Origin of the sequence: Corynebacterium mucifaciens, assembly GCF_012396315.1 — a bacterium.
Taxonomy (GTDB): Bacteria; Actinomycetota; Actinomycetes; order Mycobacteriales; family Mycobacteriaceae; genus Corynebacterium; species Corynebacterium mucifaciens.
In genome coordinates, this window is record NZ_JAAXPF010000001.1 from 147712 (window position 1) to 172308 (window position 24597).

A 24597-nucleotide genomic window follows, 5' to 3' on the forward strand; every position below is an offset into this window, starting at 1 on the left:
GAATGACGGTACGCAACTTTTTGGAAAGGATCTGTGCGACGTGAGAAGCACTAACCCCGTTCTGCGCAATCTGCCGGAGGCGGAGGCGAATAACGGCTACGGCTACCAGGCCGGCCAGACCGCCACGCTGCCGGGGTATGCGCCCGACATCAACGAAAACCGCCCGATGACGGTGGACGACGTAGTGACGAAGACCGGTATCACGCTGGTCGTCATTATCGCGTTTGCCGCCGTCAACTTCGCCATCTACGCCAGCGGCAACATCGGCCTCGGCTCCATGCTCACTATCGTCGGCGCCATCGGCGGGTTCGTCACCACCCTGGTGCACGCGTTCCGCCGCGAATTCGGCTCGCCCGTTGTCACCCTCATCTACGCCGCGTTTGAGGGCTTGTTCCTCGGCGGCTTCTCAATTTTGGTTTCAGGCTGGTTCACCGTCGGCGGCGCCGACGCTGGCCAAATGATCTTCCAGGCCATCCTGGGCACGGTCGGTGTGTTCATCGGCATGCTGGTGGTCTACCGTCGTGGCGCGATCCGCGTCACCCCGCGTTTCAACCGCGTGCTCACGGGCGCCATTTTCGGCGTCGCGATCATGGCCCTGGGTAACCTCCTGCTGGCCATCTTCGCCGGAACCTCCCCGCTGCGCGACGGCGGCACCCTGTCCATCGTCTTTGGCGTGATCTGCATTGTGCTTGCGGCCCTGTCGTTCCTGCAGGACTTTGACCTGGCGGACAAGCTTGTCCGCACCGGCGCGCCGGAGCGTGCGTCCTGGGGCGTCGCCCTGGGTTTGGCCGTGACGCTGGTCTGGCTCTACACCGAAATCCTGCGCCTGCTGTCCTACTTCTCCAACGACCGCTAGGAAGCGCACAACAAAGCGCCTCGCACCGGGTTGTCCGGAGCTAGGCGCTTTACCCGTATTGGCTTAGTACTCGTTGTCAGGGACCACCGACTGACCGTCGACGGAGATGGTGGTGAAGACCACCTCGCCGTCAACCATCTCCGGGTTGCCCAGCACAACCTTCACGCCCTCCTCGCGGTTGTCGGGGGAGACCACCACGCGGGTCGCGGTGCCCTCGGCGAGGTCCTCGCCCCACTGATCCCACACGATGTCCTCGAGGAAATCGTCCTGCTTCTGGCAATCCACGGTCAGGCGCTCCGGACGCACCAGCCCGGTGGCGCCGCAGTTGTTGAACGCCGGGGTGCCAGCAGCGGCGGCAGTTGTGCGCTCCTGGCTCAGCTCGTTGGCTTCGGTGACGTTGGTCGCCTCAGCGCTCGAGGTCGCCTGAGCGGTCGTGGTACCGCCGACACCCTTGAGGGAGGTCGGGTCCTGGCCGGTGGCCGTGTCAACCTTCTCATCGGACGGGTTCTCGTGCGGAGGGGTGCAACCTGCCAGGGCGAGCGCCGCCACGGCGGCGACTCCGGCAACTGCTTTGCGGGAAGAGGTGGCAATCACAGGGATATTCCTATCGTTGGAAACGGGAAAAGGTTTGGCTACTTCGCGCGGGGCGTGGAGGCCTTGTCTGAATCATACGGCTCGGCGGAGACGACGGTGACAGAGATCTCTCGGCCGTTTGGTGCCGTGTACGTGCGGGTCTCGCCCTCGGAGGCGCCCACAACAGCTGCGCCGAGCGGGGAGTTCTCCGAGTACGTCTCCAAGTCCGCGTTGTCCGTGGAGGCCGCGCGGGTGCCGATGAGGAAGGTCTCGCGGTCGTCTTCGTCGCCGTCGTAGTACACGTGCACCACGGAACCCACGTGGGCGACACCCTCGACCACACCGGAGCGCTCGGTGGTGGAGTTAGACAGGATCTCGGAGATCTGATTGATGCGCGCCTCCTCCTGATCCTGCTGCTCACGGGCCGCGTCGTAGCCCGCGTTCTCCTTCAGGTCGCCCTCCTCGCGGCGCTCGTTGATTTCGGCGGCGATGACCGGGCGATTGTCAATGAGCTGCTGCAGTTCGGCCTCGAGCTTGGCCTTCATCTCGGGAGTGATGTACTGCTGCTGGGTTTCAGCCATAAAGGTCTCAACCTTCCCTGATACGTGAAATAGGCCCGCCGCTAGCGGGCCGAAGTGTGCAGATATACGGGCGAAAGATTACCACATGGCGCGGTGCCGAATCCCGCTAGCGTGCTGCGTAAAACGTGCTTTCCGGGTCCATGTAGAACGGCAGGTTCTCGGAGCAGCCGTAGATACGTCCTGACACGAGCGGTTCGCGCACCGGCAGGTCCACAGCGATGCGGGAGTGCTCTTCGGCACCGGCGGGCAAGATGACCTCGCGCCGACCCACCTCCGCGTGCGAGTAGTCCACCGCAGTGACAATGCAGTACGCGGGAGTGTCAGGGTGCTTGCGGGTGACGTCGATCCAGAGCCTGCCGGTGGTGTCGTCGAGACGCTCCTGCGAAATGAACTCGGCCCGGACGGGTTCGTTGAAGCGGTCCATGATTGTTCTCACGCCGAAGAACAGCAGCGCGCCCACGAGGAGGACGGAGACGACGGCCACCACCTTGCCGCCGATGGAGCCGGATGCGGCCTTCGAGCCGTAGCGGTCGGAGGGGCGGGAGGTGGTGGCTGGGCTCGCTGTACTCACAGAAACGGCTCCTTGCAGGTGGTAAGGACTTCGGGGTTGATCGTACTAAGATGACGCGAAGGTAAAGAACTGGCCCTACAGACGTTGGAGTGATCGAGTGACCGGCTTGCGTTTGATGGCAATTCACGCCCATCCCGACGACGAATCCTCCAAGGGGGCGGCCACCATGGCCAAATACGCCGCGGAGGGCAACCGGGTACGCGTGGTGACCTGCACCGACGGCAGGCGCGGCGACGTGCTCAACCCCGCAATGGACCGCCCGGGGGTGCTGGACAACATCTTGGACGTGCGGCGCGAGGAGATGGCCCGCGCGGCCGCGGCGCTCGGCGTGGAGCACGTGTGGCTGGGTTACGAGGATTCAGGCCTGCCGGAGGGCGATCCGCTGCCGCCGCTGCCCGAGGGATCGTTTGCCGTCCAGGATCCGGAAGACGTGGCGGTGAAGATCGTGGAGCAGATCCGCGAGTTTCGCCCCCACGTGATCATCACCTACGACGAAAACGGCGGGTACCCGCACCCGGACCACCTCATGGTGCACACGGTGTCCATGCTCGCCTGGGAGCGCGCGGGGGATCCCGATTTCGCGCCCGAGGCCGGCGCACCGTGGACTCCGCTCAAGCTGTACTACTCCCACGGCTTTATTCTGCAGCGGATGAAGCTACTGCAGGAGCGGTTGATCCAGCGCGGCCAGAAGAGCCCGTACGAGCTGATGATTAAACGGTGGGAGGAAAACGAGGGCGATGTGTTCGACCGCGTGACCACGCAGGTCGAGTGCGCCGCCTACTTCCAGCAGCGCGCAGATGCGCTGACCGCGCACGCCACGCAGATCGACCCGGCCGGGGCGTTCTTGGCCAGCCCGGTCGAGGACCAGCAAGAGGTGTGGCCCACCGAGGAGTTCGAGTTGGCCGCTAGCCGAGTGGAAACGACACTGCCGGAGACGGACCTGTTCGCGGGCATCGAGGAGGAGAAGTAAATGACCACGTTCACCGTCGCCACCGCAAACGCCGCCAACTGGGTCCTCGCGCAAGCTCCGGGGGAGACCCCGGTGGGGCCGGACTTTGGCAAGGCGTCGCCGATCGGTCTGCTACTGCTTGTCATTCTGGGTGTGGTGGTGCTGTTCATCGGCTGGTCGTTCCACCGCCGGTTCTCACGCTTCAAGCGTCGCCAGGCTTTTGCGGAGGCGCGTGGCATCGACCCGTTCGATGAGAAGGCCATCGATGCCGCTATGGAAAAGGCTGGACTTAAGGACCAGCGAAAGAAAAGCGCCTTCTAGCTGGCTAGAGTTGCAACCGTGTCTGTCCTTTCCAAGCTGCGATACCCGCTCTATCCGCTCTACGAGGCGCGCCTGAAACGCGAGCTCCGCGGCAAGAAGCGCCCGCGGCACATCGCTGTGATGGCGGACGGCAACAGGCGGTGGGCACGCGAGTCGGGCTTTGCGGACATCTCGCACGGCCACCGCGTCGGGGGCGCAAAGATCGGCGAGCTGGTGCGTTGGTCGGCAGAGATGGACGTGGAAGTGCTCACCATCTACCTGCTGTCTACGGAAAACCTGCAGCGCACCACCGAAGAGGTGGAGCTGCTCTTCGACATCATCTCCGGGGTGATCGAAGACCTCGCCACGGAGCATTACACCTGCCGCGTGCGGTTGGTGGGGCATCTAGAGCTGCTGCCGGAGGACGTCGCCAAGCGGATGCGCGACAGCGCCGCTGCCACTGACGAAAAGCCCGGGCTCACCGTCAACATCGCGGTGGGCTACGGCGGGCGGCAGGAGATCGTGGACGCGGTGCGCTCGCTTATCGACGCCAAAGCTCACGCCGGAGTCGCCGCCAAGGACATGGCGTCCGAAATCACCGTGGAGTCCATCTCGGAACACCTCTATACCTCGGGCCAGCCGGACCCCGACTTGGTCATCCGCACCTCCGGCGAGCAGCGCCTGTCCGGGTTTCTGCTCTGGCAGGCGGCGTATTCAGAGATTTGGTTCACGGATACCTACTGGCCGGCGTTTCGCAAAATTGACTTCCTGCGCGCGCTGCGCGACTATTCGCAGCGCTCCCGCAGGTTCGGCAAGTAGCTACAACTTACGCATGCGCACGCGCTGGACTGTGTGGTCGTAGTCTTTGCGCAGCACGAGCGACGCGCGCACGCGGGTGGGCAGGATGTTTTCCATCAGGTTGGGCAGGTTGATGGTTTGCCACAGCTCGCGCGCGGCGTACGCGGCGGCGGCGTCGTCCATCGTCGCGTAGTCGGCGAAGTGGTTGCCGGGTTCGCGGAATGCCGTGTCGCGCAGTTTGAGGAAGCGCTCGATGTACCAGCGCTCGATGTCCTGGGTCTTCGCGTCCACGTAGATGGAAAAGTCGAACAGGTCGGAGACCATCAGGGTGGGCCCAGTCTGCAACACGTTGAGCCCCTCGAGGATGAGGATGTCCGGCTGGCGGACCTCGATGCACTGGTCGGGGAGGATGTCGTAGGCCTCGTGGGAATAGATCGGGGCCTTGACCACGGGCTGCCCGGATTTCACCTCGGTGACAAAGCGCATGAGGTTGCGGCGATCGTATGATTCCGGGAAGCCCTTGCGCTGCATGATGCCACGCTCTTCCAACACCGCCCTGGGGTAGAGGAAGCCGTCGGTAGTGACAAGGTCCACCCGCGGGTGCGAGTCCCACCGCTGCAGCAAGACCTGCAGCACGCGCGCCGTGGTGGATTTGCCCACCGCCACCGATCCCGCCAACCCGATGATGAAGGGCACGTGCCCGGGGTCTCCGCCGATGAAGGTTTCGGTCGCCTTGGTCAGCTTTTGCCGCGCCCGTACCTGGAGGTGAATCAGGCGCGACAGTGGCAGGTAGATGTCCTCGACTTCCTGCAGGTCGAGGTTCTCGCCGATCCCGGAGAGCGCATCCAGTTCCGCCTCCGTGAGCACCTGGGGCATGGTGGCGCGGCGTTTTCGCCAATCCTCGCGGTGGAAGTCGAGGTACGGCGACGAATCGGCTCGAGACATAGCCACCATTGTTACACCCAGGGGAAAAGGGGAATGAATCTCGCTTCTTGGCGCAGCGGGTTTCCTATACTTCGACATGTTGTTACCAACGCGAGAAGAAAGGACCCGGTCGAAGTGTCTGAAGACCTCCGCTACCAGGATCTGGCCACCTACGACCCCGAGGTGCACGCCGCAATCGTGGCAGAGCTGGCGCGCCAGCGCGACACCTTGGAGATGATTGCCTCCGAAAACTTCGTGCCGCGCTCCGTGCTGCAGGCGCAGGGATCTGTGCTGACCAACAAGTACGCGGAGGGCTACCCGGGCCGCCGTTACTACGGGGGCTGCGAGCACGTCGACGTGGTCGAGGACCTCGCCCGCGACCGTGCCAAAGAGGTGTTCGGCGCGGAGTACGCCAACGTCCAGCCGCACTCGGGCGCCCAGGCAAACGCCGCTGTGCTTATGGCACTGGCTGAGCCGGGTGACACCATCTTGGGCCTCGACCTGGCGCACGGCGGCCACCTCACCCACGGCATGAAGATCAACTTCTCCGGCCGTCTCTACAACGTGGCTGCCTACCAGGTGGAGGAAGACACCCACCTCATCGACATGGCCAAGCTGCGCGAGCAGGCCCGGGAGGTCAAGCCGAAGGTCATCATCGCCGGCTGGTCCGCATACCCGCGCCACGAGGACTTCGCGGAGTTCCGCTCCATCGCGGACGAGGTCGGCGCCTACCTCTGGGTCGACATGGCGCACTTCGCCGGACTCGTGGCAGCGGGCCTGCACCCGAACCCGGTACCGCACGCCCACGTGGTGTCCTCCACCGTGCACAAGACGCTAGGCGGGCCGCGTTCCGGCTTCATCCTCACCAACGACCTGGAGCTGCACAAGAAGCTGAACTCCGCGGTGTTCCCGGGCCAGCAGGGTGGGCCGCTCATGCACGTCGTGGCTGCCAAGGCCACCGCGTTCAAGATCGCGGGCACCGAGGAGTTCAAGGACCGGCAGCAGCGCACCCTCGCAGGTGCGAAGGTGCTGGCGGAGCGTCTGCTTGCCGACGACGCGCGTGAGGCCGGCGTCTCCGTCGTCTCCGGCGGCACCGAGGTCCACCTCGTGCTGGTTGACCTGCGCAATTCGCCGATGGACGGCCAGCAGGCCGAGGACCTGCTGCACTCTGTGGGCATTACCGTCAACCGCAACGCCGTGCCGTTCGACCCGCGCCCGCCGAAGGTGACGTCTGGGCTGCGCATCGGCACCTCCGCCCTGGCCACCCGCGGGTTCGGCGAGGAGGATTTCCGCGAGGTCGCCGACATCATCGCCGAGACCCTGATCAAGGGCGAGGACGCCGACATCGAGACGCTGCGCGGCCGGGTCCGCGCGCTGGCGCAGCAGTACCCGCTCTACCCGGGCCTCGAAGACTGGAAGATGCTCTAGTCGACGTCGCCAGCGGCGGGGTTTTCGGCTCCGTCGCTTGAGCCTCCGTGCCCGCGCTGCTCTGCGAGAGTGGCGCGGGCTTTTTGCAGCCACTGCGGCTGGTCTTCAAGCAGGGCACGAATCTCGTCGGTGGTCATCGCCTGCTCCACGCCGGCGTTTTTCAGCGCAGTGACGGAGATGCCGAGCTTCCGGGCGACTTCGGGGCGCGGGTGCGGTCCCCGCAGCCGGAGTTCCTGCAGCCACTGCGGCGGGTTGTCCTGCAGCTCGCGCAGCTCCGCGTGCGTCACCGCACCATCTTGGAACTCCTGCGGTGTGGCGGGGAGGTAAATTCCCAGTTTCTTTGCGGCGGTCACCGGCTTCATCGCGGTGCCGGAGGGGGTCTGATCAGTCATAGCAAAACGGTAGCATTGAGCGTCATGCTCACCATCGCCTTTGCTACCGGCACTGAACCGGGCAAGTGGTTCCGTCGCTACGAGGAGCTCACCGGGGATCGCCTCGAGGCGGTCCCGTCCGATGACCCGTTCGCGCTCGTCGGCACGCAAGCGAAGGCCGTGCTTATGCGGCTTCCGGATGAACGGGTGGGCGACGAGCACCACGTCGTCCGCCTGTACGAGGAGGCGCCAGGGGTCGCGGTGCCGAAAGACTCGGTGTACGCCGAGGTGGGGGAGGTTACGCTGGAGGATCTCGCGGAAGAAATCGTCAACTTTTCCGGGCAGTCGCCTATCGACGACCTTCGGTCTGCCCTGCAGGTGGTCGCCGCGAACGTCGGTGTGGCATACGCGCCGCTGCCGTTGCTGAAGAACCTTGCGCGCAAGCAGATCAAGGCCCTTCCGCTGCACGGGGAGGCGGCTGGGCAGACCGAGATTGCACTGGTGTGGCGCAAGGTGGACGATTCTGACGCTGTGCAGGACTTCGTCGGCGTGACACGGGGCCGCACTGTCCGTTCCTCCCGTGGGAAGAAACACCCCCGATCAGGTGGGAAGCGGACCCGAGGTTAACGCGATGTTCATAATGGACGATGGACTTGTTCCACAAACGAAAGGCACAGATTATGTTTTCCCGTAAAATTATCGCTTCCGCTGCCGCGTTGACGATTGGTGCGACCGGCCTCGTTGCCTGCTCCAACGACGACGACGCTGAGCCGACCTCCACCGAGGTTGTCTCCGAGACCGCGACGGAGACCGATACGGCTACCGAGACGACTTCGGCTGAGGAATCCACCACCTCCGCTGCTGCCGATGACGCCGAGGCGACCGAGGAAATCACCACCGCCGACGGCGCGACCGCCATGGTGCCGGCTGGCGTCGTCGCCGCGATGGACGAGTACGCGACGCCGGAGTGGGGCGAGCCGATGGCGGTCGAGGAGACCGACGGCGGCTGGATCGTGACCTACGACAACGAGCACTACGTCACCTGGAACGAGAACACCGGCGGCGCTCCGACGTGGGGCCAGATTGCCAACGAGTGGCTGACCGACGTCCGCCTGGACCAGAAGCTGGGCTTCCCGGTTGCCCCGGAGACCGAGAAGGATGACCAGTCCGGCTGGATCCAGGAGTTTGAGAACGGCACCATCGAGTGGACCCGCGGTGGCACCGAGGATGCCTTTACCGCAATCGTCACCGAGAAGTAATTCGGCTCGACGATTTACGCGCCACCCTGCGGATGCGGGGTGGCGCTTTTGCATGCTTGCGCGCGTTCACGCCCTTCAGGACAATGGGGCGCATGCAAAAATCGGACTTTTTCATCCGGCCTATCCGGCCGGAGGACTATCCGCAGGTGCGCAGCATCTATGAGATGGGGCTGCAGACCGGCAACGCCTCCTGGGAGACCCAGGGGCAGACCTGGGAGCAGTTCTCCCGAAAAAAGATCATGGAGACGGTGTTTGTCGCCGTCGATGGGGAAGACGAGAACAAAATTCTCGGCTGGGTGGGCGCCGCAAAAGCCTCGTCCCGGGCGGTGTTCTACGGGGTGGTGGAAGATTCCATCTACACGCACCCCGACGCGCGCGGCCGCGGCATTGGCGGAGCGTTACTCGACCACCTCATTCAGACCTGCATTGACCTGCACAAGTGGTCCATCCATTCTTGGATCTTCCCGGAAAACGAGGGATCCGCGGGCCTGCACAGATCCCGCGGATTTGAAAAGGTGGGCACGTTCCACAACATGGCCCAGATGGCCTACGGCGACCGCCGAGGCCAGTGGCGCGATTGCGACATCTACGAGCTCATCTTGCCGATGTCGCGTGAATCCTAGCTCAGGTCCTCCTTGAGCTTTTCCTCGCGCACCGGCAGAAGCAGCAGGAAGGCGACGATGGCCAGCGGAACCATCAGCTGGAACACCGGCGTGAGGCCGTCGTTGTAGGAGGTCAGCACCGCTTCTTTCACGGGCGCCGGCAGCTGCGCGACCAGCTCGGGGGTGAGGCGGTTCGCGCCGCCCTCGCCGAAGCGCTGCGCGTACTCCGCGCCCTCGGGGCCGAGTTGCGCCAACGCCTCCGGCAGTCGCTCCTGCAGGTTGTCGCGCATGTTGTGGATGAACAACGACCCGGACAGGGAGGCACCGATGGAGGAGCCGATCTGGCGGAAGAAGTTGTTCGTGGAGGTTGCGGTACCCACATTCGCGAGCGGGAACGAGTTCTGCACGATGAGGACGAGCACCTGCATGACCAGCCCGAGGCCGAAGCCGAAGATGAACATGTACACACCCAGCATGGTCAGCGAGGTTGTCACCTCCAACGTGGAGAACAGGTACAGGCCGAGCGTGGTCACCAGCATGCCCACGAGCGGGTACATCTTGTACCGGCCGGTCTTGGAGATGATGAAGCCGACAGCCATTCCGGTGACCAGCATGCCCACGACCATCGGCAGCATCATGAGACCTGCCTCGGTCGGGGTGAGCTGGTGCACCATCTGCAGGTAGGTGGGCAGGTACGCCAGGCCACTGGTCATAGCCAGGCCAAGCACGGTGCCGGCAAGCGTGGTCAGCACCATGTTGCGGTTGTGGAACAGGTCCATCGGGATGAGCGGGTTCGTCGCGCGAAGCTCCACCAGGACGAATACCACCGCGGCAACGAGCGCGATCACACTGGTGGCGATGATGGTGGGGGAACTCCATTCGTACTGGGTGCCGCCCCACGTGGTGGTGAGGATCAGCGACGTGGTTGCCACGACCATCAGCGTGGTGCCCAGGTAGTCGTAGTGCATCCCCTTCGCGGAGCCGCGGCGCAGCTTCAGCACAACCACGCACACGGTCATGGCGAGCAAACCCAATGGGATGTTCATCCACAGCGCCCAACGCCAGCCGGGACCGTCAGTGAACCAGCCGCCCAACACCGGGCCCAGCACGGAGGAAACGCCGAACACGGCGCCCATCACGCCCATGTACTTGCCGCGCTCGCGGGCGGGGACCACCTCGGCGATGATGGATTGGGAGTTCACCATCATGCCGCCGGCGCCCAGGCCCTGGACCGCGCGGCCGATGATGAGCAGCTCCATGGTGTTGGCGAAGCCGCCGAGGGCGGAGCCCACGACGAACAGGCCGATGCCCGTGATGTAGAGCCACTTGCGTCCGAGGACGTCGCCGAGCTTGCCGTTGACCGGCATGGCGATGGTCATCGTGACCAGGAACGCGGAAATGACCCAGCTCATGTGGTCGACGCCGCCGAGCTCACCGACGATGGTGGGCAGCGCGGTGGCGAAGATCATCTGGCCGAGCGAGCTCATCAGCATGGTGAGCAGCAAGGCGGAAAAAATGATACCGACGTTTGGGGCGCCAGCGCCGGTCTTCGGCGTATCGGCTGCGCGCGTTTCTGCCGTATCTACCATGGCATGTCCTTTGCGTAGTTCGAAAGATCTTGGGCGTATGTGATGAGCTGGGCGACTGGGTCGCCGCCGTCGGGCGGGTGCCAGAGGTAGCGGCTTACAACCCCTTGGAAGAGGGCGACGATGAAGTGCGTTTCGTCCTCGAGCGAACCGGTGTGCCGCCGGTCGTCTGGGAACCGCTCGAAGTGGTCGTAGACCGCGCGGCCCACCTGGGTGAGAAAGCCGCGCTTGCGGGCCGCCTCCGCCTGCAGGAGTCCCGGGTTTTTCTCCAGCAACTCTCTGCGGCACGCCGTGGCCGGCCCGTCGAAGCCGCCGGGGGCGACCTCGATGGAGCGGATGACGAGCTCGAGAACGTTGTCGCTTTGGGTCTGCTTGATCGCGGTCAACGATTCTTCGCTGAACGCGAACGGGAAGGACCCTAAGATGGCCTCGTCCTTGGAGTCGACGTAGTTGAAGAAGGTGCGCCGCGAAATGCCGGCGTCGCGGCAAATGTCATCGACGGTGACATTGTCGTAGCCGCGTTCCTCCACCAGCCGGCCGGCCTCGTCGCGGATGCGCTGCTTCGTCTCGCGGCGCTTCTGCTCTCGGATCCCTTCATTTTGCACGGGGTGCAATATTACACCCGGTGCACATTATGGCAAGCCCGCTGAAAGCTCCCCTTCTACCAGGGCGTTCGCGCCCTCGAGGTACCTCAGTTTTACTATCCCGGGCTCAAGCTTCTCGACGTCCCAACGGCCCTGCCCGTCATTGCACCCCTTCGTCAACGGAATGGATGTGCCGTCCTGGGCGATGAGCGCAGTGCAGCCAGTCAGGGGGTAGGTCACCGACGCGGTGCCGCCACCAAACGTGGCGACCGCCGGCCAAGCCTTCACCTTCGCGTTGTCCTCCAAACTGTTCAGCGTGCCGGTGTAGGTGCCGGTGGGGGCCGAAGGATCGTCGATAGGCAGCTGAGGCTGTGCGGTCACCGTCACGGTGGCGGGAACGTCGTTGGTCGGCGTCGGGCGGGGGTTGGTGTACCAGTACGCGGCCGCGAGCGCGATGCCGATGATGGCGGTGATGAGCGCAAGCACCCCGCCGATAACCCACGGCTTGTTCGGGCCGCCAGCGGTGCGCAGCTCGGAGAAAGAATCAGGCATGAGAAAGCCCCCAGCTCGAAGTGATGTGCTGGGGGCAGATTCTAGTTCCGGTCTAGTTTCGATCGGTGTTCGCCATGGAGAGCACGTCGAGGCGCTTGTCCAGCTCCTCCTCGGTGAGCTTTTCGCCGTCCACGAAGCCCAGGTCGATGGTGGCCTGACGGATGGTGATGCCCTCCTTGACCGCGTGCTTAGCAATCTTCGCGGCGTTTTCGTAGCCGATCGCGGAGTTCAACGGGGTGACGATCGACGGGGAGGACTCGGCGAGGGTGCGCATGCGCTCCTCGTCCGGCTCGATACCGTCCACCAGCTTGGTGGCGAACTGGCGGGCCGTGTTGGCCAGCAGGCGGGACGACTCCAGTACGTTGCGCGCCATCATCGGGATGAACACGTTGAGCTCGAACTGGCCCTGGGTGCCGCCAAACGCAACGGCGGCGTCGTTGCCGATGACCTGCGCGGAAACCTGCGTCGCGGTCTCACACAGCACCGGGTTGACCTTGCCCGGCATGATGGACGAGCCCGGCTGCAGGTCCGGCAGGTGGATCTCGGCAAACCCGGCGAGCGGGCCGGAACCCATCAAGCGGATGTCGTTGGCGATCTTGTACAGCGACACGGCGACGGAACGCATCGCGCCGGAGAATTCCACGAGGCCGTCGCGGTTGGCCTGCGCCTCAAAGTGGTTCTTGGCCTCGGAAAGCTGCTCGACGCCGGTGAGCTTCTTCAGCTCCTCGGTGACCTTGCCGCCAAACTCGGCCGGGGTGTTGATGCCGGTGCCGACCGCGGTGCCGCCGATGGCGAGCTCGCCGAGGCGGTTCAGCGTGCCCTCCACGCGCTCGATGCCGAGCTCAATCTGGCGGGCGTAGCCGGAGAACTCCTGGCCAAGCGTGACCGGGGTGGCGTCCATGAGGTGGGTGCGGCCGGACTTGACCACCTCGTGCCACTGACGGGCCTTGGTTGCCAGCGAATCCTGGAGCACCTTCAGGGCCGGGATGAGGTCGTTCGCGGCGGCCTCGGTCGCGGCGACATGGGTCGCGGTGGGGAAGGTGTCGTTGGAGGACTGGCCCATGTTGACGTGGTCGTTGGGGTGGACCTCAACACCGTTGGCCTTGGCAATGGAGGCGATGACCTCGTTGGTGTTCATGTTTGAGGAGGTGCCGGAGCCGGTCTGGAACACGTCGATCGGGAACTGGTCGTCGTGCTTGCCGTCCGCGATCTCCTTCGCCGCCGCGATGATGGCGTCGGCCTTCTCGGCGTCCAGGTTGCCGAGGTCTTTGTTCACCTGCGCGCAGGCCGCCTTGAGCAAGCCGAGCGCGCGGATCTGCTGCGCCTCCAGACCGCGGCCGGAGATGGGGAAATTCTCCACCGCGCGCTGCGTCTGCGCGCGCCAGAGGGCGTCGACGGGCACCTTAACTTCGCCCATGGTGTCATGTTCGATGCGGTATTCCTGATCAGCCATCATGTGTCCTTTGCAACTATCTCGTGCACGCCCCACACTGCAAGGTGCGCGCGTGCCTGTCCATTGGACGATTATGCACGAACCAGACACGACGAGGAGACGAAATGACCGAACACAGCGCCCGTAAAGCCCCCACTTTGAGGGACGCTCTGGTCGGGTGCGCGTCGCTGGTGGTGGCCGACGGGTTGCTCATCGCGCAAGCGTTCGCGCTGCTGCGCCTCGAAGTCCCGCGCGCGGTGTTGCTCACGCTCTTCCCGTTGTTGATTCTCGTGGCGCTGGCAGTGCCCACCATTATCTTGCTGCGCTACCTCAAGCGGCGCGGGATCCCCCTTGGGTTTGACCGGCTGGGTGCGAAGGGGTGGCACTTGCTGTGGGAGTTCCCAGTCGCAGTACTGTTCGCGGGTGCCGGGGCCGCGCTCATCGGCCCGCTGCTCGGGCTAGAGCCAGCGGCGGAGACGGCGTCCAACGACGGCTCCAACCTCGGCGTCGTTCTCACCCTTATTGCCTACCTCGCGGTGGGGCCGTTCCTTGAGGAGATCGTGTTTCGGCGCCTCGTGATGGGCTACCTGGACACGGTCGCCCCCGCTGCCGTGAGCGTCATCGGCAGCGCGATTCTGTTCGGTCTCGCGCACATCGCCCCGCCGGCGATGCTGTATACGGGACTCATGGGCATAGCCCTGGCACTTTCAACTCGCTGGCATAAGTCGTTGTGGGCCGGGCTCATTTTGCACTTTTGCAACAACCTGCTCGTGCAGGTTGTCGTTGTGGGCGCGATTTAGTCGTTCGGGTCGGAGTAGTCCACCACTGAGTAGTCCTGCAGCTTCGCCAGCTGGTGCTGGGATTCCACGAAGCGCACGGTGCCGGACTTGGAGCGCATGACCAGCGAGCGGGTGGTCGCGCCCGACTTGCGGTAGGTCACGCCGCGCAGCATGTCGCCGTTGGTCACGCCGGTGGCGGCGAAGTAGCAGTTGTCGGACGTGACAAGGTCGTTGATGCCCAGCACGCGGTCGAGATCGTGGCCGGCCGCCAGCACCTTCTCGCGCTCCCGGTCGTCCTGCGGGGCGAGCATGCCCTGGATCTCACCGCCGAGGCACTTCAGCGCGCACGCCGTGACGACGCCCTCCGGGGTGCCGCCGATACCCATAGCAATGTCGATGGAGCTGACATCCCGCGCAGCTGCGATGGCCCCGGCGACGTCGCCGTCCATGATGAAACGAACCTTGGCGCCAGCGTCACGGATGTCGTCCACAAGCTGGTTGTGGCGCGGGCGGTCGAGCACCACCACGGTCACGTCCGAGGTGCGGATGCCCTTCGCCTTCGCCACGGCCTCGATGTTCGCGGCGACCGGGGCGGTGATGTCGATGGTGCCGGCGGCTTCCGGGCCCACGGCGATCTTGTTCATGTAAAAGGCATCCTGGGGGTTGAACATGGAGCCCCGGTCGGCTGCCGCGATTACGGAGATCGCGTTCGGGCGGCCCTCAGCCATGAGGCGGGTGCCGTCGACCGGGTCCACCGCGAGATCCACCGCCGCGCCTTGGCCGTTGCCCACTCGCTCGCCGTTGAACAGCATCGGGGCCTCGTCCTTTTCGCCCTCACCGATGACGATCACGCCGTCCATTTCCACCGAGTTGATCATCTTGCGCATCGCGTTGACTGCCGCGCCATCGCCCTCGTTCTTCTGGCCGCGTCCCACCCAGCGGCCGGAGGCCAGTGCGGCGGCCTCGGTGACGCGCACCAGCTCCATGGCGAGGTTGCGGTCGGGGTAAAGGTCAGACGGTGCAGTCATCGAAGAAGATCCTCCTGTGGCGATAAAAATGACCCCCCTATTGTGTCACTTCCGCTGCGCAAAGAGGTTGATATTTCCACCTTTTAAGGGGGAGGGGCCCTGCGTGCAATACTGAAGCGCGTGGCAAGCGATAAGAAACCCCGCATTTTCCAGGACGGACGAGACATTGCGATCAACGCCGTCCTCATCGTCGTGCTGATGCTAGTGGCAGTCGGCGCCACCGGGCTGTGCTCCTTCAACCCCGGCGCACCCGAGCAGGGGCCGGTGCAGGAAGTGGACGCGGAAACCTTCCTCGATCTGGAGTCCCGCGCGGTGGACTTTCCGGTGCGTTACCCGGAGATGCCGGAGGGGTGGATCACCAACTCGGCGCGCCGCTCTATGCTCGCCGGCCAGCCCGCGCCAGTGGTGGGTTGGGTGACACCGGACCGGGGCTTTATCCAGCTCACCCAGACGGGGCTTGACGCCGAGGCTGCCATCGAGAACGCGGATTCGAAGCCTCGCACGCTGGATCGCACCGTCGACGTGGACGGGCACCCGGTTGAAGTGTTCGCCTCCGAGGAGCAGGACGTGCGGGATTTATGGGTGGTCGATGCAGGCGACGCCCGGTTCGTCCTCACGGGTGCCGGTGAAGACCGGGAGTTCGAGGAATTGATCGCTACCGCGCTCGCTACTGCTCCGATTCAGCACCCTGACCAGTAGCGGCGGTGCCCTGCCGGGAGCTGATGGCGTCTTCGACGCGGCGCGAAGCGCCGTCCAAAAGCACCTCGCACCGCTTAGCCAGCGCCTCGCCGCGTTCCCAGTATTTCAGCGATTCATCGAGGCTCATCTGCCCCAGCTCGAGGATCTTCACGGTTTCAACGAGCTCGTCGCGCGCCTGCTCGTAGGAGAGGGTGGATGGGTCCGGCAATGCGTTCTCGTTGGCCTGGCCGGATCCGAAAGTGTTTTCGCTCATGTGGGCTTTCCTTAATCTGCTTGCGTGGTGGACATGGCGGCGGCGGTGATGGAGCCGTCGCTGACGCGGATGCGCAGCTGCGACCCGGGCGGGGTTTGATCGATGGAGGTCACAACTTCGGGCTCGGAACCGTCGCGGGGCAACACCTGCACCACCGCGTAGCCGCGGGCTAGCGTTGCCGACGGGCCGAGGGCGGACACCTGGGCGCGCAACCCGCGGACGTGCTGTGACTCGCGCTGGAGGAGGTGGGAAATATCGCGCCGGATCGAAACCGCGGCGCGGTCCACCTCCTCGCGGTGGCGATTGATGGCCATCATCGGGTCCGCGAGCGACGGGCGCGAGCGCAACGACGCCAGGGCATCGCGCTCCCTGCGGACCCACCCGCGCAGGGCGGCGGCCATCCGGCCCCGGGCTTCGTCGATAAGCATCCGCTCCTGCGCAACGTCGGGGACAGCGCGCTTGGCGGCGTCGGTGGGGGTTGCGGCGCGGACATCGGCGACGTTGTCCAGCACTGGGTTGTCCGGCTCGTGGCCGATGGCGGAGATGACAGGGGTGCGGGCATCCGCGACGGCGCGCTGCAGCGCTTCCTCTGAAAACGGCAGCAGATCCTCCACCGAGCCGCCGCCGCGGGCGATGATGATCACGTCGACATCCGGGTCCGCGTCGAGCTCCCCGAGGGCCTCGATGACCGCGGGGACGGTGGTTGGGCCTTGGACCGGGGTGTTGATGATCTCGAACTGCACCTCCGGCCAGCGCCCCTGCGCCACCGTGACGACGTCGCGCTCTGCGGCGGAACCTCGGCCGGTAATCAGTCCCACCTTGGTGGGCAGGTAGGGAAGCGGCTGCTTCCGAGCCGGATCGAACAACCCCTCGGACGCGAGTTGCTTGCGCAGGGCCTCGATGCGGGCCAGCAACTCGCCCGCGCCAACGTGCCTAATCTCCGACACCCGCATGGAAAACGTGCCGCGGCCGGGGTAGAAGGACGGTTTGCCGAGGACGACAACGCGGTCACCGTCCTTGAGCGGCACCTGCATCCCGGTAAGCAGCGACGTCTCTGCGGTGAGTTGAACGCTGGCCTGCTCCTGCGTGTCGCGCAACGTGAGGTAGGAGAACCTCCACGAGGGCTTCGTGTTGACCTGGGTGAGCTGGCCTTCAATCCAGAGCCACCCGAGGCGATCAATCCAGCCCTTCACCGAGGTGTTGAGCTTGGACACCGACCACGGAGACTCCGGCGAACTCTTGGACGGCGCGTTGCGCGAATCCGATGCTTCCGCCACCGTGCGCTCCTTTCTTCGACCCGTTGTGCTGACCCGTTTGCCACAGCAACGTTACCTGGCGGGCCGACATCGCCCGCCTATTGTTTTTGACGCTGATTGGTTAGTGTTGGTTCCATGACAGATCAGGGTAAAAAAGTCCTCCTCGCATCCCCCCGCGGTTACTGCGCCGGCGTCGACCGCGCGGTGGAGACGGTAGAGAAGGCCCTGGAAAAATACGGCGCCCCTGTGTACGTGCGTAAGGAGATTGTGCACAACAAGTACGTCGTTGAAACGCTACAGGAGCGTGGCGTGATCTTCGTCGACGAAACCGATGAAGTGCCGGAAGGCGCGCACCTTGTCTTCTCCGCTCACGGCGTCTCGCCGGCGGTGCGCGAATCCGCCGCGCAGCGCAACTTGCTCACACTGGACGCGTCGTGCCCCCTGGTCACCAAGGTGCACAACGAGGCACGGCGTTTCGCGCGCGACGGCTACCACATCCTGCTTGTCGGCCACCAGGGCCATGAAGAGGTCGAGGGCACCGCCGGCGAGGCCCCGGAGATCACCCACCTCGTTGACGGTGTCGACGGCGTCGACCGCCTGCCTGACTTCCCCGAAGATCAAAAACTCGTGTGGCTGTCCCAGACCACGTTGTCGGTGGACGAGACCATGATGATTGTGGACAAGCTCCACGAGCGGTACCCGAATCTGGAAAACCCGCCGAGCGACGACATCTGCTACGCCACCCAAAACCGCCAAGCGGCGGTGAAAGAGATCGCCCCTCGGTGCGACTTGGTCATTGTTGTTGGCTCTAAGAACTCGTCGAACTCCCGCCGCCTCGTCGAGGTTGCGCTAGAGGCCGGGACCCCGGCGTCGTACTTGGTGGATTACGCCTCGCAGATCGAGGACGCCTGGTTTGAGGGCGTGGAAACCGTGGGTGTGTCCTCCGGCGCTTCCGTGCCGGAAATTCTGGTGAAGGAACTGATGGAAGAACTCGCGCGCCGCGGCTACACGGACGTGGAGGAAGTGACCACCACGGTCGAGACCATTACCTTTGCCCTCCCGCGCGACCTGCGCCTGCCGCGCCGCAACAACCCGGCGGTGGCGCAAGGCTAGTTAGCCCTTGTAGAGGTCCTCGCCGAGCCGGTCCGTAATTCTGGAGGAGCCGGTTCGCGGGGGCCTTTTGGTCGTGCGCTCAGAATCGGCGCGTCGCAGCAGCTCCTGCACGGAAACAGACGCGGCGCGCTCCCGTGCACGCTGGCCTTCAGCGTTGGTGCGGCGGTTGCTGCGGTGCACCCTGGCGCGCTCCGCGGATTCGCGCCTGCGCAGTTGCGCGTTGTACCGCTTGATCAGCCCGATACGCACCGAGGCAATAACCAACGAACCGAGCGTCACCGCGAATAACAGCGGGAACATTTCGGTCACCGGGTAAAACACCAACAAGAGAGCGGCCTTGCCGGACGCGCTCCCGGCGGCGATATCCCCGCGTGCCATCACCCAGCCTGTGAAGAGGACGGCGCCAACGAACAAGATCGGTGCGCTGGCGACACTGAGAAAGAGCCCTTTCGGGTTGACCAGGGTCACCACGGCAATCACCGCGACGGCGTACAGCGTGAGAAACGGCCAGCCGATGAGCGCGGTCGAGAGGGAGATAAGCGCTCCCGTGAACAGCGCCGCGAAGATGATGCTGATGCCGGATCCCGTGGGCAACCCGACAAAGGTTGCGGACGGGGAGGGTGAATTCCGGCTCGAGACGTGCGACACGCCAGACGAGTTTACCCGTCGGTCTCCCCGGCAGCGTGGCGGGCACGCGTGGACACGGGTTTGAGTGCGGGCGCTACGCCGCGACGTGACGGCACCTGGGCCTCTTCCAGCCTGCGCGCGGTCACCATCACCCGCGAATCCATCGATGCCAAGGTGGCGTTGTATGCCTCCACCGCCTTGTCCAGGGAGGCGCCGACCCGGTTGTAGTGTTCCGCCATGGTGGAAAGGCGCTGGTGCAGCTGCCCGCCTAGGCGTTGGATTTCCCGTGCGGCCTCGTCAAGCGAGGCATGCCGCCAGCCCAGTGCCACGGTGCGCAGCAGCGCGAACAAGGTGGTGGGCGTGGCGACGACAACGTCGCGGGCGAAGGCGTAGTCCAGAAGCTCCGGGTCGGTGCTCAGGGCTGCGTCGAGAAATGGGTCTGCCGGTACGAAGAGCACCACAAACTCCGGGGTGGGTTGGAAGGCGTCGATGTACGACTTCGCCGACAGCGTGTCCACGTGGGCGCGCAGGAGGTGGGCGTGGCGCCGCATGAACGCCTGGCGCTCCTCGGGGTCCTCGGTCCCGATCGCGTCGAGATACGCCTGGAAGGGCACTTTGGCGTCGACGACGATGTTTCTGCCCTCGGTCAAACGGATGATCATGTCGGGGCGGACGTTGGCGTCGTCGATGCGCATGTGGGCCTGGGTGTCAAAGTCGACGTGTTCAAGCATGCCGCCGAGCTCCACCACCCGTTCAAGTTGCATCTCGCCCCAGCGGCCGCGCGTTTGCGGCGAGCGGAGCGCGGTGATGAGCTGATCGGTGCGGTCGCCCAGACGCGCGGAGGTTCTGCCAATCGCCTGTACCTGCCCGGCTAGCGACGACGCGGTCACCGCCTGCTGCTTGTCCATCGAGTCCAACTGGTCGCGCATGTCTTTCAACGCGCGCGCTACGGGCCGCAGGTCCTGCGGGGGAGCGGGTTCCGGCGTGGAACGCCGCAGCCAGGATGCCCCGGCGAAAGCACCCGCGATGAACCCGGCGAGCAGACCGGTGGAGAGGATGAGAAGCACGGTGGCGGTGGACATGGCTGGCAGTCAACCACACCGCGACGGCACGCTACCGTTCGGGTTCGACCGTGTGTTCGCTTTGTGTCCGCTCGGCTGAGTGTGACTGCGGGCTTGCTGCTGCCTTTCCGCGCAAGCGCCCGATGCGCTCAGTTGTCACACGCAGTTTCTTCAAACTCGTGGTGCCGAAGCGCTCGCGCTTCGCATCATCCGCCTGGTCTTCGGGTGCGGGGGCGTTGACCCACTCGCGCTCGCCACGCCATTCCTCGCGCTTGTGCACGGATTCCGCCTCCACGATCTCGGCGATAATCTCGCCCTCGTGGGTGGCAAGGTCGATGTCCTTAGCACCGATCTCGCCGGCGTTGATGCGCAGGATTTCCAGCGCGTAGCGGTACACCACTGCGATCATCGCAGCGGTAGGCACCGCGAGGAAGCCGCCGATGAGGCCGAACAGGGCACCGCCGACGGTGACGGAGACCAGCACGATCACGGGGTGCAGGTTCATCGCGCGGGACTGCAGCAACGGCGAGAGCACGTTGCCCTCGAGCTGCTGCGTAGCCAGCACGATGCCCAGCACGATCAGGGCTTTGGTGAAGCCGAGGGTGACCAACGCGATCAGGACCGCCAGGGCGCCCGCGACGACGGCGCCGACGATGGGGATGAACCCCGCCACAAAGGTGATCAGCGCAAGGGTAAACGCCATCGGCACACCCACGATGGCGATACCGGTGCCGATGACAATCGCGTCCACCAGGGAGCACACCGCTTGCGCGCGGATGAAACCGGACAGGGTGTTCCAGGCCCGCGTGAGCAGCTCGGTGAGGTACAGGCCGGTGCGTCCGCCGGTTGCGCTGCGCAGCCACGGCAGGAACCTGTGGCCGTCCTTAAGAAAGAAGAAGGTCAGCACAACCAGAACCATCAACGTCACGGACAGGCCCGCGGCGGTGTTGATGCCGGAGAACACGCCGCCGGCGATCGCGCCCGCCTGGTTTTGTATCCACAGCGTGATCTCGTCAACGCCTTCGTTCAAGCTCTCGGGGTCCAAGTTCAGCGGCGGTCCCTGCGCCCAGAGCTGCAGCCGCTGCAAGCCCTCAAGCGCCTGGATGTACAGCAGGCGGGTCTGGCCCACAAGGTTTGGCGCGATGATCATGATGAGCGCCGCGAGCACGCCGAAGAACAACAGCATCGTCAAGAAGGCCGCGAGGGCGGCGGGGACCTTGTGACGCCGCAGGGCAGCAGCGATGGGCGCGAGAACCGTGCACACGATGAGCGCGAGCACGACGGGAAGAATTCCCGCCCAGAACGCCCCGATGAGTTGGCCAACAGCGTACAAAAATACGGCGATGACCAGGATCCGCAGCGTGAACTTCGCTGATGATGCGAGCCAGTCGTTGAATACGACGTTGCGGTCAACTCGGTCCTCGTGGTCTTGGCCGGTTGTCTGGATCGGTTCGCTCACGCGGACTATTGTGCACCATCGCATATTGCTTTGCGACGGCCCACCTCACGGCCCGCTCCGAATCGGGCGAAAGGGTCCGCTAGGATATTGCGTCGTGAGCCTTACTCTTGGAATTGTCGGTCTGCCCAACGTTGGCAAGTCCACCCTGTTTAACGCCCTGACGCGCAACGAGGTGCTTGCCGCGAACTACCCGTTCGCAACGATCGAGCCGAACGTCGGGCTGGTGGAGCTGCCGGATCCCCGCCTGGACCGCCTGGCGGAAATCTTCGACTCGGAGCGCGTGCTGCCTGCGACCGTCTCGTTCGTTGATATCGCTGGCATTGTCAAGGGTGCATCCGAAGGCGAAGGCATGGGCAACGCCTTTCTTGCCAACATCCGTGAGGCCGACGCAATCTGCCAGGTCGTGCGCGCGTTCGCCGACGACAATGTCATCCACGTGGATGGCCAGGTCAATCCGTCCTCCGACATCGAGGTCATCAACACCGAGCTGATCCTCGCCGACCTGCAGACCATTGAGAAGGCCCTGCCGCGCCTAGAAAAAGACGGCCGCAAGGATAAGGACATCGCTGCGCAGGCTGCAGAGGCCAAGAAGGCGCAGGGCATCCTCGAAGATGGCCGTACGCTTTTCGCCGCATCGAAGTCCGGCGAGGTGGACCTTGCGTTGCTGCACCACTTGCACCTGATGACGGCCAAGCCGTTCCTCTATGTGTTCAACTCCGACGAAGACGTGCTCACCGACGGCGCGCGCAAGCAGGAGCTGCGCGACCTCGTCGCGCCCGCGGAGGCTGTGTTCCTGGATGCGCAGACCGAGACTGAGCTCCTTGAGCTTGACGACGAGGACGCGGCCGAGCTGCTCGCCGCCGTGGGCCAAGACGAGCCGGGTCTGCAGACCCTGGCGAAGGCCGGCTTTGACACCCTCGGCCTGCAGACCTACCTCACCGCCGGGCCCAAGGAAGCCCGCGCCTGGACGATCCGCAAGGGCGACACCGCCCCGAAGGCCGCCGGCGTGATCCACTCCGACTTTGAGAAGGGCTTTATCAAGGCGGAGATCGTCGCGTTCGACGACTTGAATGAGCTCGGCTCGATGGCGGAGGCCCGTGCCCACGGCAAGGTGCGCCAAGAAGGCAAGGACTACGTCATGGCCGACGGCGACGTGGTGGAGTTTCGTTTCAATGTAACCTAAATGCGCTATGAATAGCGTATGACTACACGCGCCGCTATTTACCTCCGTATCTCGCTAGATGCTGCCATGGACGGCCTCGCCATCGACCGGCAGCGTCAGGACTGCGAAGCTCTTGCCGAGCAACGCGGCTGGGACGTCGTGCATACCTACGTCGATCAGTCGATCTCCGCGTCGAAGAAGGATGTCGACCGCCCCGACTACGACGCGATGGTGGCGTCCTTTGAGCGCGGCGAGATCGACGCGATCATTTGCTGGGACCTCGACCGCCTCACACGACAGCCCTGGCAGCTCGAAGAGTGGATCGACAGGGCAGAGGAGCAGGGGCTGAAACTCGTCACTGCGAACGGTGATGCTGACCTTGCCACCGACGGCGGCAGAATGTACGCGCGCATCAAAGCAGCCGTGGCACGCGGCGAGATCGAGCGAAAGAGCATGCGCCAGTCTCGTGCGCAACAGCAACGCGCCGAGCAGGGCCGCTGGTACTCCGGCGGTGTGCGCCCTATCGGCTACACCTTCACCGGCGAGATCATTCCATCCGAAGCCGCCGCCGTGCTCGGTATGTTCCGCGCTGTCGAGAGGGGCAACTCCATGCGCGACATTGCGCGCGCCTTATCTGGGGTCGATCAACCGGGCTTGCCGGATATCCCGACCACGCCGCGCCATATGTACACCGTGGTCACAGAGCGCAACGCTCGACGCCGCGCTGAAGGCCAGGAAGAAAAGCCGGTTCCCGACGCGCAGCCGTGGGCCTACACGTCGTTGCACTCGATCCTGCGCAACCCCGTGTATGCGGGTTACTCCACTTATAAGAAGGCCAAGCGCAAAGGCGTGAAGAACAAATACCGCCGTGTCACGCATATCGTCCGCGACCCCGATACCGGCGAGCCGGTGAAAGGGCAGTGGGAGCCGATCGTCACACCCGATCTGTGGTGGCGCGTGCAGAACGTGCTCGATGATCCCGACCGGCTGACCAACAAGGAGCGGCGTAATACTCGCCGCCATCTTGGCTCGGGTCTGTATGTCTGCGACGAGTGTGGCAATCCCGTGCGCACGCATGCCGACCGCTACCGCTGCGCCGCCTGTGGCTTAGTGCGCACGCATAGCGTCGATGATTTTGTGCTCGCCGTGATCCGCGCCCGCCTTGGTCGTGACGACCTAGCAGACCTGTTGCCGACTGCGGATGACGACGAGGTCGACGCCATCGACGACGAACTCGCTGAGCTTCGCGCAAAGCTCGCCCGCGTCCAGGCTGACTACGACGAGGAGCTTATCGAGGCCCGTGACCTCAAGCGCGCGCGAAACCGTTATGAGCCGCAGATCGAGAAACTCGAAACGCGCCGTGCCCGCCTTGCTGGCGCATCGGCGCTGCTCGACACAACCGGCTACGCCTCGCCCGTGGACGCCTTCGACAACGCAGAGCTTGCCGTGCAGCGCCGTGTCATCAACACCCTGTGCCAGGTGCGCCTGCGCCGTGGCGTGCGCGGAAGCAAGACCTTTAACCCCGAATCAGTCCAGATCGTGTGGAACTAGGTTGCAGTGTGTGACACGTCAACAATCGCGCGCATGTGCTGCGACGCGCGACGCTCCTACGAAGGAACGCCACGGAGCCGGCAGTTCGGGGGAGATCTGCCTTCGTGTATCGGGGGTGACACTGCTCAACCGTGGCGTTCGGGGAAAGTATTACACGACTGTTTCCACCCCGCATGTCGAGCGCCGAAAGCAAGAACCCGGGTTGTACGGTAGCGGTAATTTGCGTTTTTGTTACACGCCGCG

28 protein-coding genes are annotated in these 24597 nt (G+C 64.6%); 13 read left to right on the forward strand and 15 right to left on the reverse strand.

The genetic code is table 11. From position 1 onward, the window contains the following. Nucleotides 1-40: 40 nt before the first annotated feature. On the forward strand, nt 41-856 hold the full coding sequence (locus tag HF989_RS00760; RefSeq protein ID WP_168683468.1) for a Bax inhibitor-1/YccA family membrane protein: 816 nt from the start codon (nt 41-43) through the stop codon (nt 854-856). A 63-nt stretch (nt 857-919) separates the two neighbouring features. Here HF989_RS00760 and HF989_RS00765 read toward each other — a convergent pair whose 3' ends face one another. The 3 genes from HF989_RS00765 to HF989_RS00775 form a co-directional block, all read right to left on the reverse strand. Next, on the reverse strand, nt 920-1450 hold the full coding sequence (locus HF989_RS00765; RefSeq protein WP_168683469.1) for a hypothetical protein: 531 nt from the start codon (nt 1448-1450) through the stop codon (nt 920-922). Between the two features lie 38 nt (nt 1451-1488). Continuing rightward, nucleotides 1489-2010: a transcription elongation factor GreA gene (gene greA / locus HF989_RS00770; protein WP_038610754.1), complete on the reverse strand. Its 522-nt coding sequence runs from the start codon at nt 2008-2010 to the stop codon at nt 1489-1491. Between the two features lie 106 nt (nt 2011-2116). After that, nucleotides 2117-2581 carry a DUF4307 domain-containing protein gene (locus tag HF989_RS00775; RefSeq protein ID WP_288864577.1) on the reverse strand — a complete coding sequence of 155 codons (465 nt, stop codon included), beginning with the start codon at nt 2579-2581 and terminating at the stop codon, nt 2117-2119. Between the two features lie 97 nt (nt 2582-2678). Here HF989_RS00775 and mca point away from each other — a divergent pair, with 97 nt between their 5' ends. From mca to HF989_RS00790, 3 genes are read left to right on the forward strand one after another with little or no spacing between them, the layout of a single operon-like run. Further along, on the forward strand, nt 2679-3551 hold the full coding sequence (gene mca / locus HF989_RS00780; protein WP_168683470.1) for a mycothiol conjugate amidase Mca: 873 nt from the start codon (nt 2679-2681) through the stop codon (nt 3549-3551). Next, nucleotides 3552-3851, forward strand: a complete 300-nt coding sequence (locus HF989_RS00785; RefSeq protein ID WP_168683471.1) for a hypothetical protein — start codon at nt 3552-3554, stop codon at nt 3849-3851. Further along, nucleotides 3852-4649 (forward strand): isoprenyl transferase, encoded by a 798-nt coding sequence (locus HF989_RS00790; protein WP_210728911.1) that lies wholly within the window; start codon nt 3852-3854, stop codon nt 4647-4649. On the opposite strand, the gene coaA is transcribed toward HF989_RS00790, so the two are convergent. Beyond that, entirely contained in the window at nt 4650-5573 is a 924-nt protein-coding gene (coaA, locus tag HF989_RS00795) for a type I pantothenate kinase (RefSeq protein WP_168683473.1), read from the reverse strand. Nucleotides 5574-5687: 114 nt separating this feature from the next. Between coaA and glyA the strand changes: the two genes are divergently transcribed. Further along, entirely contained in the window at nt 5688-6980 is a 1293-nt protein-coding gene (glyA, locus tag HF989_RS00800) for a serine hydroxymethyltransferase (RefSeq protein WP_343033501.1), read from the forward strand. On the opposite strand, the gene HF989_RS00805 is transcribed toward glyA, so the two are convergent. Beyond that, complete coding sequence (locus HF989_RS00805; protein ID WP_168683475.1) at nt 6977-7372, reverse strand: DUF5997 family protein; 396 nt, start codon at nt 7370-7372, stop codon at nt 6977-6979. The genes glyA and HF989_RS00805 overlap by 4 nt on opposite strands. A gap of 24 nt (nt 7373-7396) precedes the next feature. Here HF989_RS00805 and HF989_RS00810 point away from each other — a divergent pair, with 24 nt between their 5' ends. From HF989_RS00810 to HF989_RS00820, 3 genes are all read left to right on the forward strand, one after another. Further along, nucleotides 7397-7978, forward strand: coding sequence for a LysR substrate-binding domain-containing protein (locus HF989_RS00810; protein ID WP_168683476.1), 582 nt, complete (start codon nt 7397-7399; stop codon nt 7976-7978). 53 nt (nt 7979-8031) lie between these two features. Further along, on the forward strand, nt 8032-8610 hold the full coding sequence (locus HF989_RS00815; RefSeq protein ID WP_168683477.1) for an LGFP repeat-containing protein: 579 nt from the start codon (nt 8032-8034) through the stop codon (nt 8608-8610). Nucleotides 8611-8702: 92 nt separating this feature from the next. Then, entirely contained in the window at nt 8703-9233 is a 531-nt protein-coding gene (locus HF989_RS00820) for a GNAT family N-acetyltransferase (protein WP_168683478.1), read from the forward strand. On the opposite strand, the gene HF989_RS00825 is transcribed toward HF989_RS00820, so the two are convergent. Genes HF989_RS00825 through HF989_RS00840 form a run of 4 tightly spaced genes read right to left on the reverse strand, consistent with a single transcriptional unit; the run spans nt 9230 to nt 13387 of the window. Then, the gene (locus HF989_RS00825) at nt 9230-10801 is read right to left on the reverse strand and encodes an MDR family MFS transporter (protein WP_168683479.1); all 1572 of its coding nucleotides are present in this window, start codon (nt 10799-10801) and stop codon (nt 9230-9232) included. The two genes, HF989_RS00820 and HF989_RS00825, sit on opposite strands and share 4 nt — an antisense overlap. Beyond that, a complete protein-coding gene (locus tag HF989_RS00830) occupies nt 10795-11403 on the reverse strand; it encodes a TetR/AcrR family transcriptional regulator (RefSeq protein ID WP_343033502.1) in 609 nt (202 codons plus the stop codon). The genes HF989_RS00825 and HF989_RS00830 overlap by 7 nt, the downstream gene beginning before the upstream one ends. Before the next feature lie 27 nt (nt 11404-11430). Then, complete coding sequence (locus tag HF989_RS00835) at nt 11431-11934, reverse strand: hypothetical protein (protein ID WP_168683481.1); 504 nt, start codon at nt 11932-11934, stop codon at nt 11431-11433. 52 nt (nt 11935-11986) lie between these two features. After that, nucleotides 11987-13387 (reverse strand): class II fumarate hydratase, encoded by a 1401-nt coding sequence (locus HF989_RS00840; protein ID WP_168683482.1) that lies wholly within the window; start codon nt 13385-13387, stop codon nt 11987-11989. A gap of 104 nt (nt 13388-13491) precedes the next feature. On the opposite strand from HF989_RS00840, the gene HF989_RS00845 reads away from it, so the two are divergent. Then, the gene (locus HF989_RS00845) at nt 13492-14166 is read left to right on the forward strand and encodes a CPBP family intramembrane glutamic endopeptidase (protein ID WP_168683483.1); all 675 of its coding nucleotides are present in this window, start codon (nt 13492-13494) and stop codon (nt 14164-14166) included. Here the strand turns inward: HF989_RS00845 and glpX are convergent. Beyond that, nucleotides 14163-15173, reverse strand: coding sequence for a class II fructose-bisphosphatase (gene glpX / locus HF989_RS00850; protein ID WP_168683484.1), 1011 nt, complete (start codon nt 15171-15173; stop codon nt 14163-14165). The two genes, HF989_RS00845 and glpX, sit on opposite strands and share 4 nt — an antisense overlap. A gap of 120 nt (nt 15174-15293) precedes the next feature. On the opposite strand from glpX, the gene HF989_RS00855 reads away from it, so the two are divergent. Continuing rightward, nucleotides 15294-15872 (forward strand): DUF4245 family protein, encoded by a 579-nt coding sequence (locus HF989_RS00855; RefSeq protein ID WP_168683485.1) that lies wholly within the window; start codon nt 15294-15296, stop codon nt 15870-15872. Here HF989_RS00855 and HF989_RS00860 read toward each other — a convergent pair. Next, on the reverse strand, nt 15841-16125 hold the full coding sequence (locus HF989_RS00860; protein ID WP_168683486.1) for an exodeoxyribonuclease VII small subunit: 285 nt from the start codon (nt 16123-16125) through the stop codon (nt 15841-15843). The genes HF989_RS00855 and HF989_RS00860 overlap by 32 nt on opposite strands. An 11-nt stretch (nt 16126-16136) precedes the next feature. Beyond that, nucleotides 16137-17402 carry an exodeoxyribonuclease VII large subunit gene (xseA, locus tag HF989_RS00865; RefSeq protein WP_168683487.1) on the reverse strand — a complete coding sequence of 422 codons (1266 nt, stop codon included), beginning with the start codon at nt 17400-17402 and terminating at the stop codon, nt 16137-16139. A 114-nt stretch (nt 17403-17516) separates the two neighbouring features. On the opposite strand from xseA, the gene HF989_RS00870 reads away from it, so the two are divergent. Beyond that, entirely contained in the window at nt 17517-18494 is a 978-nt protein-coding gene (locus HF989_RS00870; RefSeq protein WP_168683488.1) for a 4-hydroxy-3-methylbut-2-enyl diphosphate reductase, read from the forward strand. Here the strand turns inward: HF989_RS00870 and HF989_RS00875 are convergent, their stop codons facing one another. The 3 genes from HF989_RS00875 to HF989_RS00885 are packed head-to-tail and all read right to left on the reverse strand — an operon-like array spanning nt 18495 to nt 21665. Continuing rightward, complete coding sequence (locus HF989_RS00875) at nt 18495-19142, reverse strand: DUF6542 domain-containing protein (RefSeq protein WP_210728881.1); 648 nt, start codon at nt 19140-19142, stop codon at nt 18495-18497. It lies immediately after the preceding gene. An 11-nt stretch (nt 19143-19153) separates the two neighbouring features. Continuing rightward, nucleotides 19154-20203 carry a DNA recombination protein RmuC gene (locus HF989_RS00880; RefSeq protein ID WP_168683489.1) on the reverse strand — a complete coding sequence of 350 codons (1050 nt, stop codon included), beginning with the start codon at nt 20201-20203 and terminating at the stop codon, nt 19154-19156. A 31-nt stretch (nt 20204-20234) separates the two neighbouring features. Continuing rightward, nucleotides 20235-21665, reverse strand: a complete 1431-nt coding sequence (locus HF989_RS00885) for an AI-2E family transporter (protein WP_168683490.1) — start codon at nt 21663-21665, stop codon at nt 20235-20237. Between the two features lie 70 nt (nt 21666-21735). Here HF989_RS00885 and ychF point away from each other — a divergent pair, with 70 nt between their 5' ends. Both ychF and HF989_RS00895 read left to right on the forward strand, forming a co-directional pair. Then, the gene (gene ychF, locus HF989_RS00890; RefSeq protein ID WP_168683491.1) at nt 21736-22824 is read left to right on the forward strand and encodes a redox-regulated ATPase YchF; all 1089 of its coding nucleotides are present in this window, start codon (nt 21736-21738) and stop codon (nt 22822-22824) included. Nucleotides 22825-22842: 18 nt separating this feature from the next. Next, complete coding sequence (locus tag HF989_RS00895) at nt 22843-24354, forward strand: recombinase family protein (protein ID WP_168683492.1); 1512 nt, start codon at nt 22843-22845, stop codon at nt 24352-24354. Nucleotides 24355-24597: the final 243 nt, after the last annotated feature.

Bases quoted from the DNA above. Each gene is read 5' to 3' on its own strand.
- greA (WP_038610754.1), bottom strand. From the start codon at position 2,010: ATGGCTGAAACCCAGCAGCAGTACATCACTCCCGAGATGAAGGCCAAG.
- HF989_RS00785 (WP_168683471.1), top strand. From the start codon at position 3,552: ATGACCACGTTCACCGTCGCCACCGCAAACGCCGCCAACTGGGTCCTC.
- coaA (WP_168683473.1), bottom strand. From the start codon at position 5,573: ATGTCTCGAGCCGATTCGTCGCCGTACCTCGACTTCCACCGCGAGGAT.
- HF989_RS00805 (WP_168683475.1), bottom strand. From the start codon at position 7,372: ATGACTGATCAGACCCCCTCCGGCACCGCGATGAAGCCGGTGACCGCC.
- HF989_RS00810 (WP_168683476.1), top strand. From the start codon at position 7,397: ATGCTCACCATCGCCTTTGCTACCGGCACTGAACCGGGCAAGTGGTTC.
- HF989_RS00815 (WP_168683477.1), top strand. From the start codon at position 8,032: ATGTTTTCCCGTAAAATTATCGCTTCCGCTGCCGCGTTGACGATTGGT.
- HF989_RS00820 (WP_168683478.1), top strand. From the start codon at position 8,703: ATGCAAAAATCGGACTTTTTCATCCGGCCTATCCGGCCGGAGGACTAT.
- HF989_RS00825 (WP_168683479.1), bottom strand. From the start codon at position 10,801: ATGGTAGATACGGCAGAAACGCGCGCAGCCGATACGCCGAAGACCGGC.
- HF989_RS00835 (WP_168683481.1), bottom strand. From the start codon at position 11,934: ATGCCTGATTCTTTCTCCGAGCTGCGCACCGCTGGCGGCCCGAACAAG.
- HF989_RS00840 (WP_168683482.1), bottom strand. From the start codon at position 13,387: ATGGCTGATCAGGAATACCGCATCGAACATGACACCATGGGCGAAGTT.
- HF989_RS00845 (WP_168683483.1), top strand. From the start codon at position 13,492: ATGACCGAACACAGCGCCCGTAAAGCCCCCACTTTGAGGGACGCTCTG.
- glpX (WP_168683484.1), bottom strand. From the start codon at position 15,173: ATGACTGCACCGTCTGACCTTTACCCCGACCGCAACCTCGCCATGGAG.
- HF989_RS00860 (WP_168683486.1), bottom strand. From the start codon at position 16,125: ATGAGCGAAAACACTTTCGGATCCGGCCAGGCCAACGAGAACGCATTG.
- HF989_RS00870 (WP_168683488.1), top strand. From the start codon at position 17,517: ATGACAGATCAGGGTAAAAAAGTCCTCCTCGCATCCCCCCGCGGTTAC.
- HF989_RS00880 (WP_168683489.1), bottom strand. From the start codon at position 20,203: ATGTCCACCGCCACCGTGCTTCTCATCCTCTCCACCGGTCTGCTCGCC.
- HF989_RS00885 (WP_168683490.1), bottom strand. From the start codon at position 21,665: ATGCGATGGTGCACAATAGTCCGCGTGAGCGAACCGATCCAGACAACC.
- HF989_RS00895 (WP_168683492.1), top strand. From the start codon at position 22,843: ATGACTACACGCGCCGCTATTTACCTCCGTATCTCGCTAGATGCTGCC.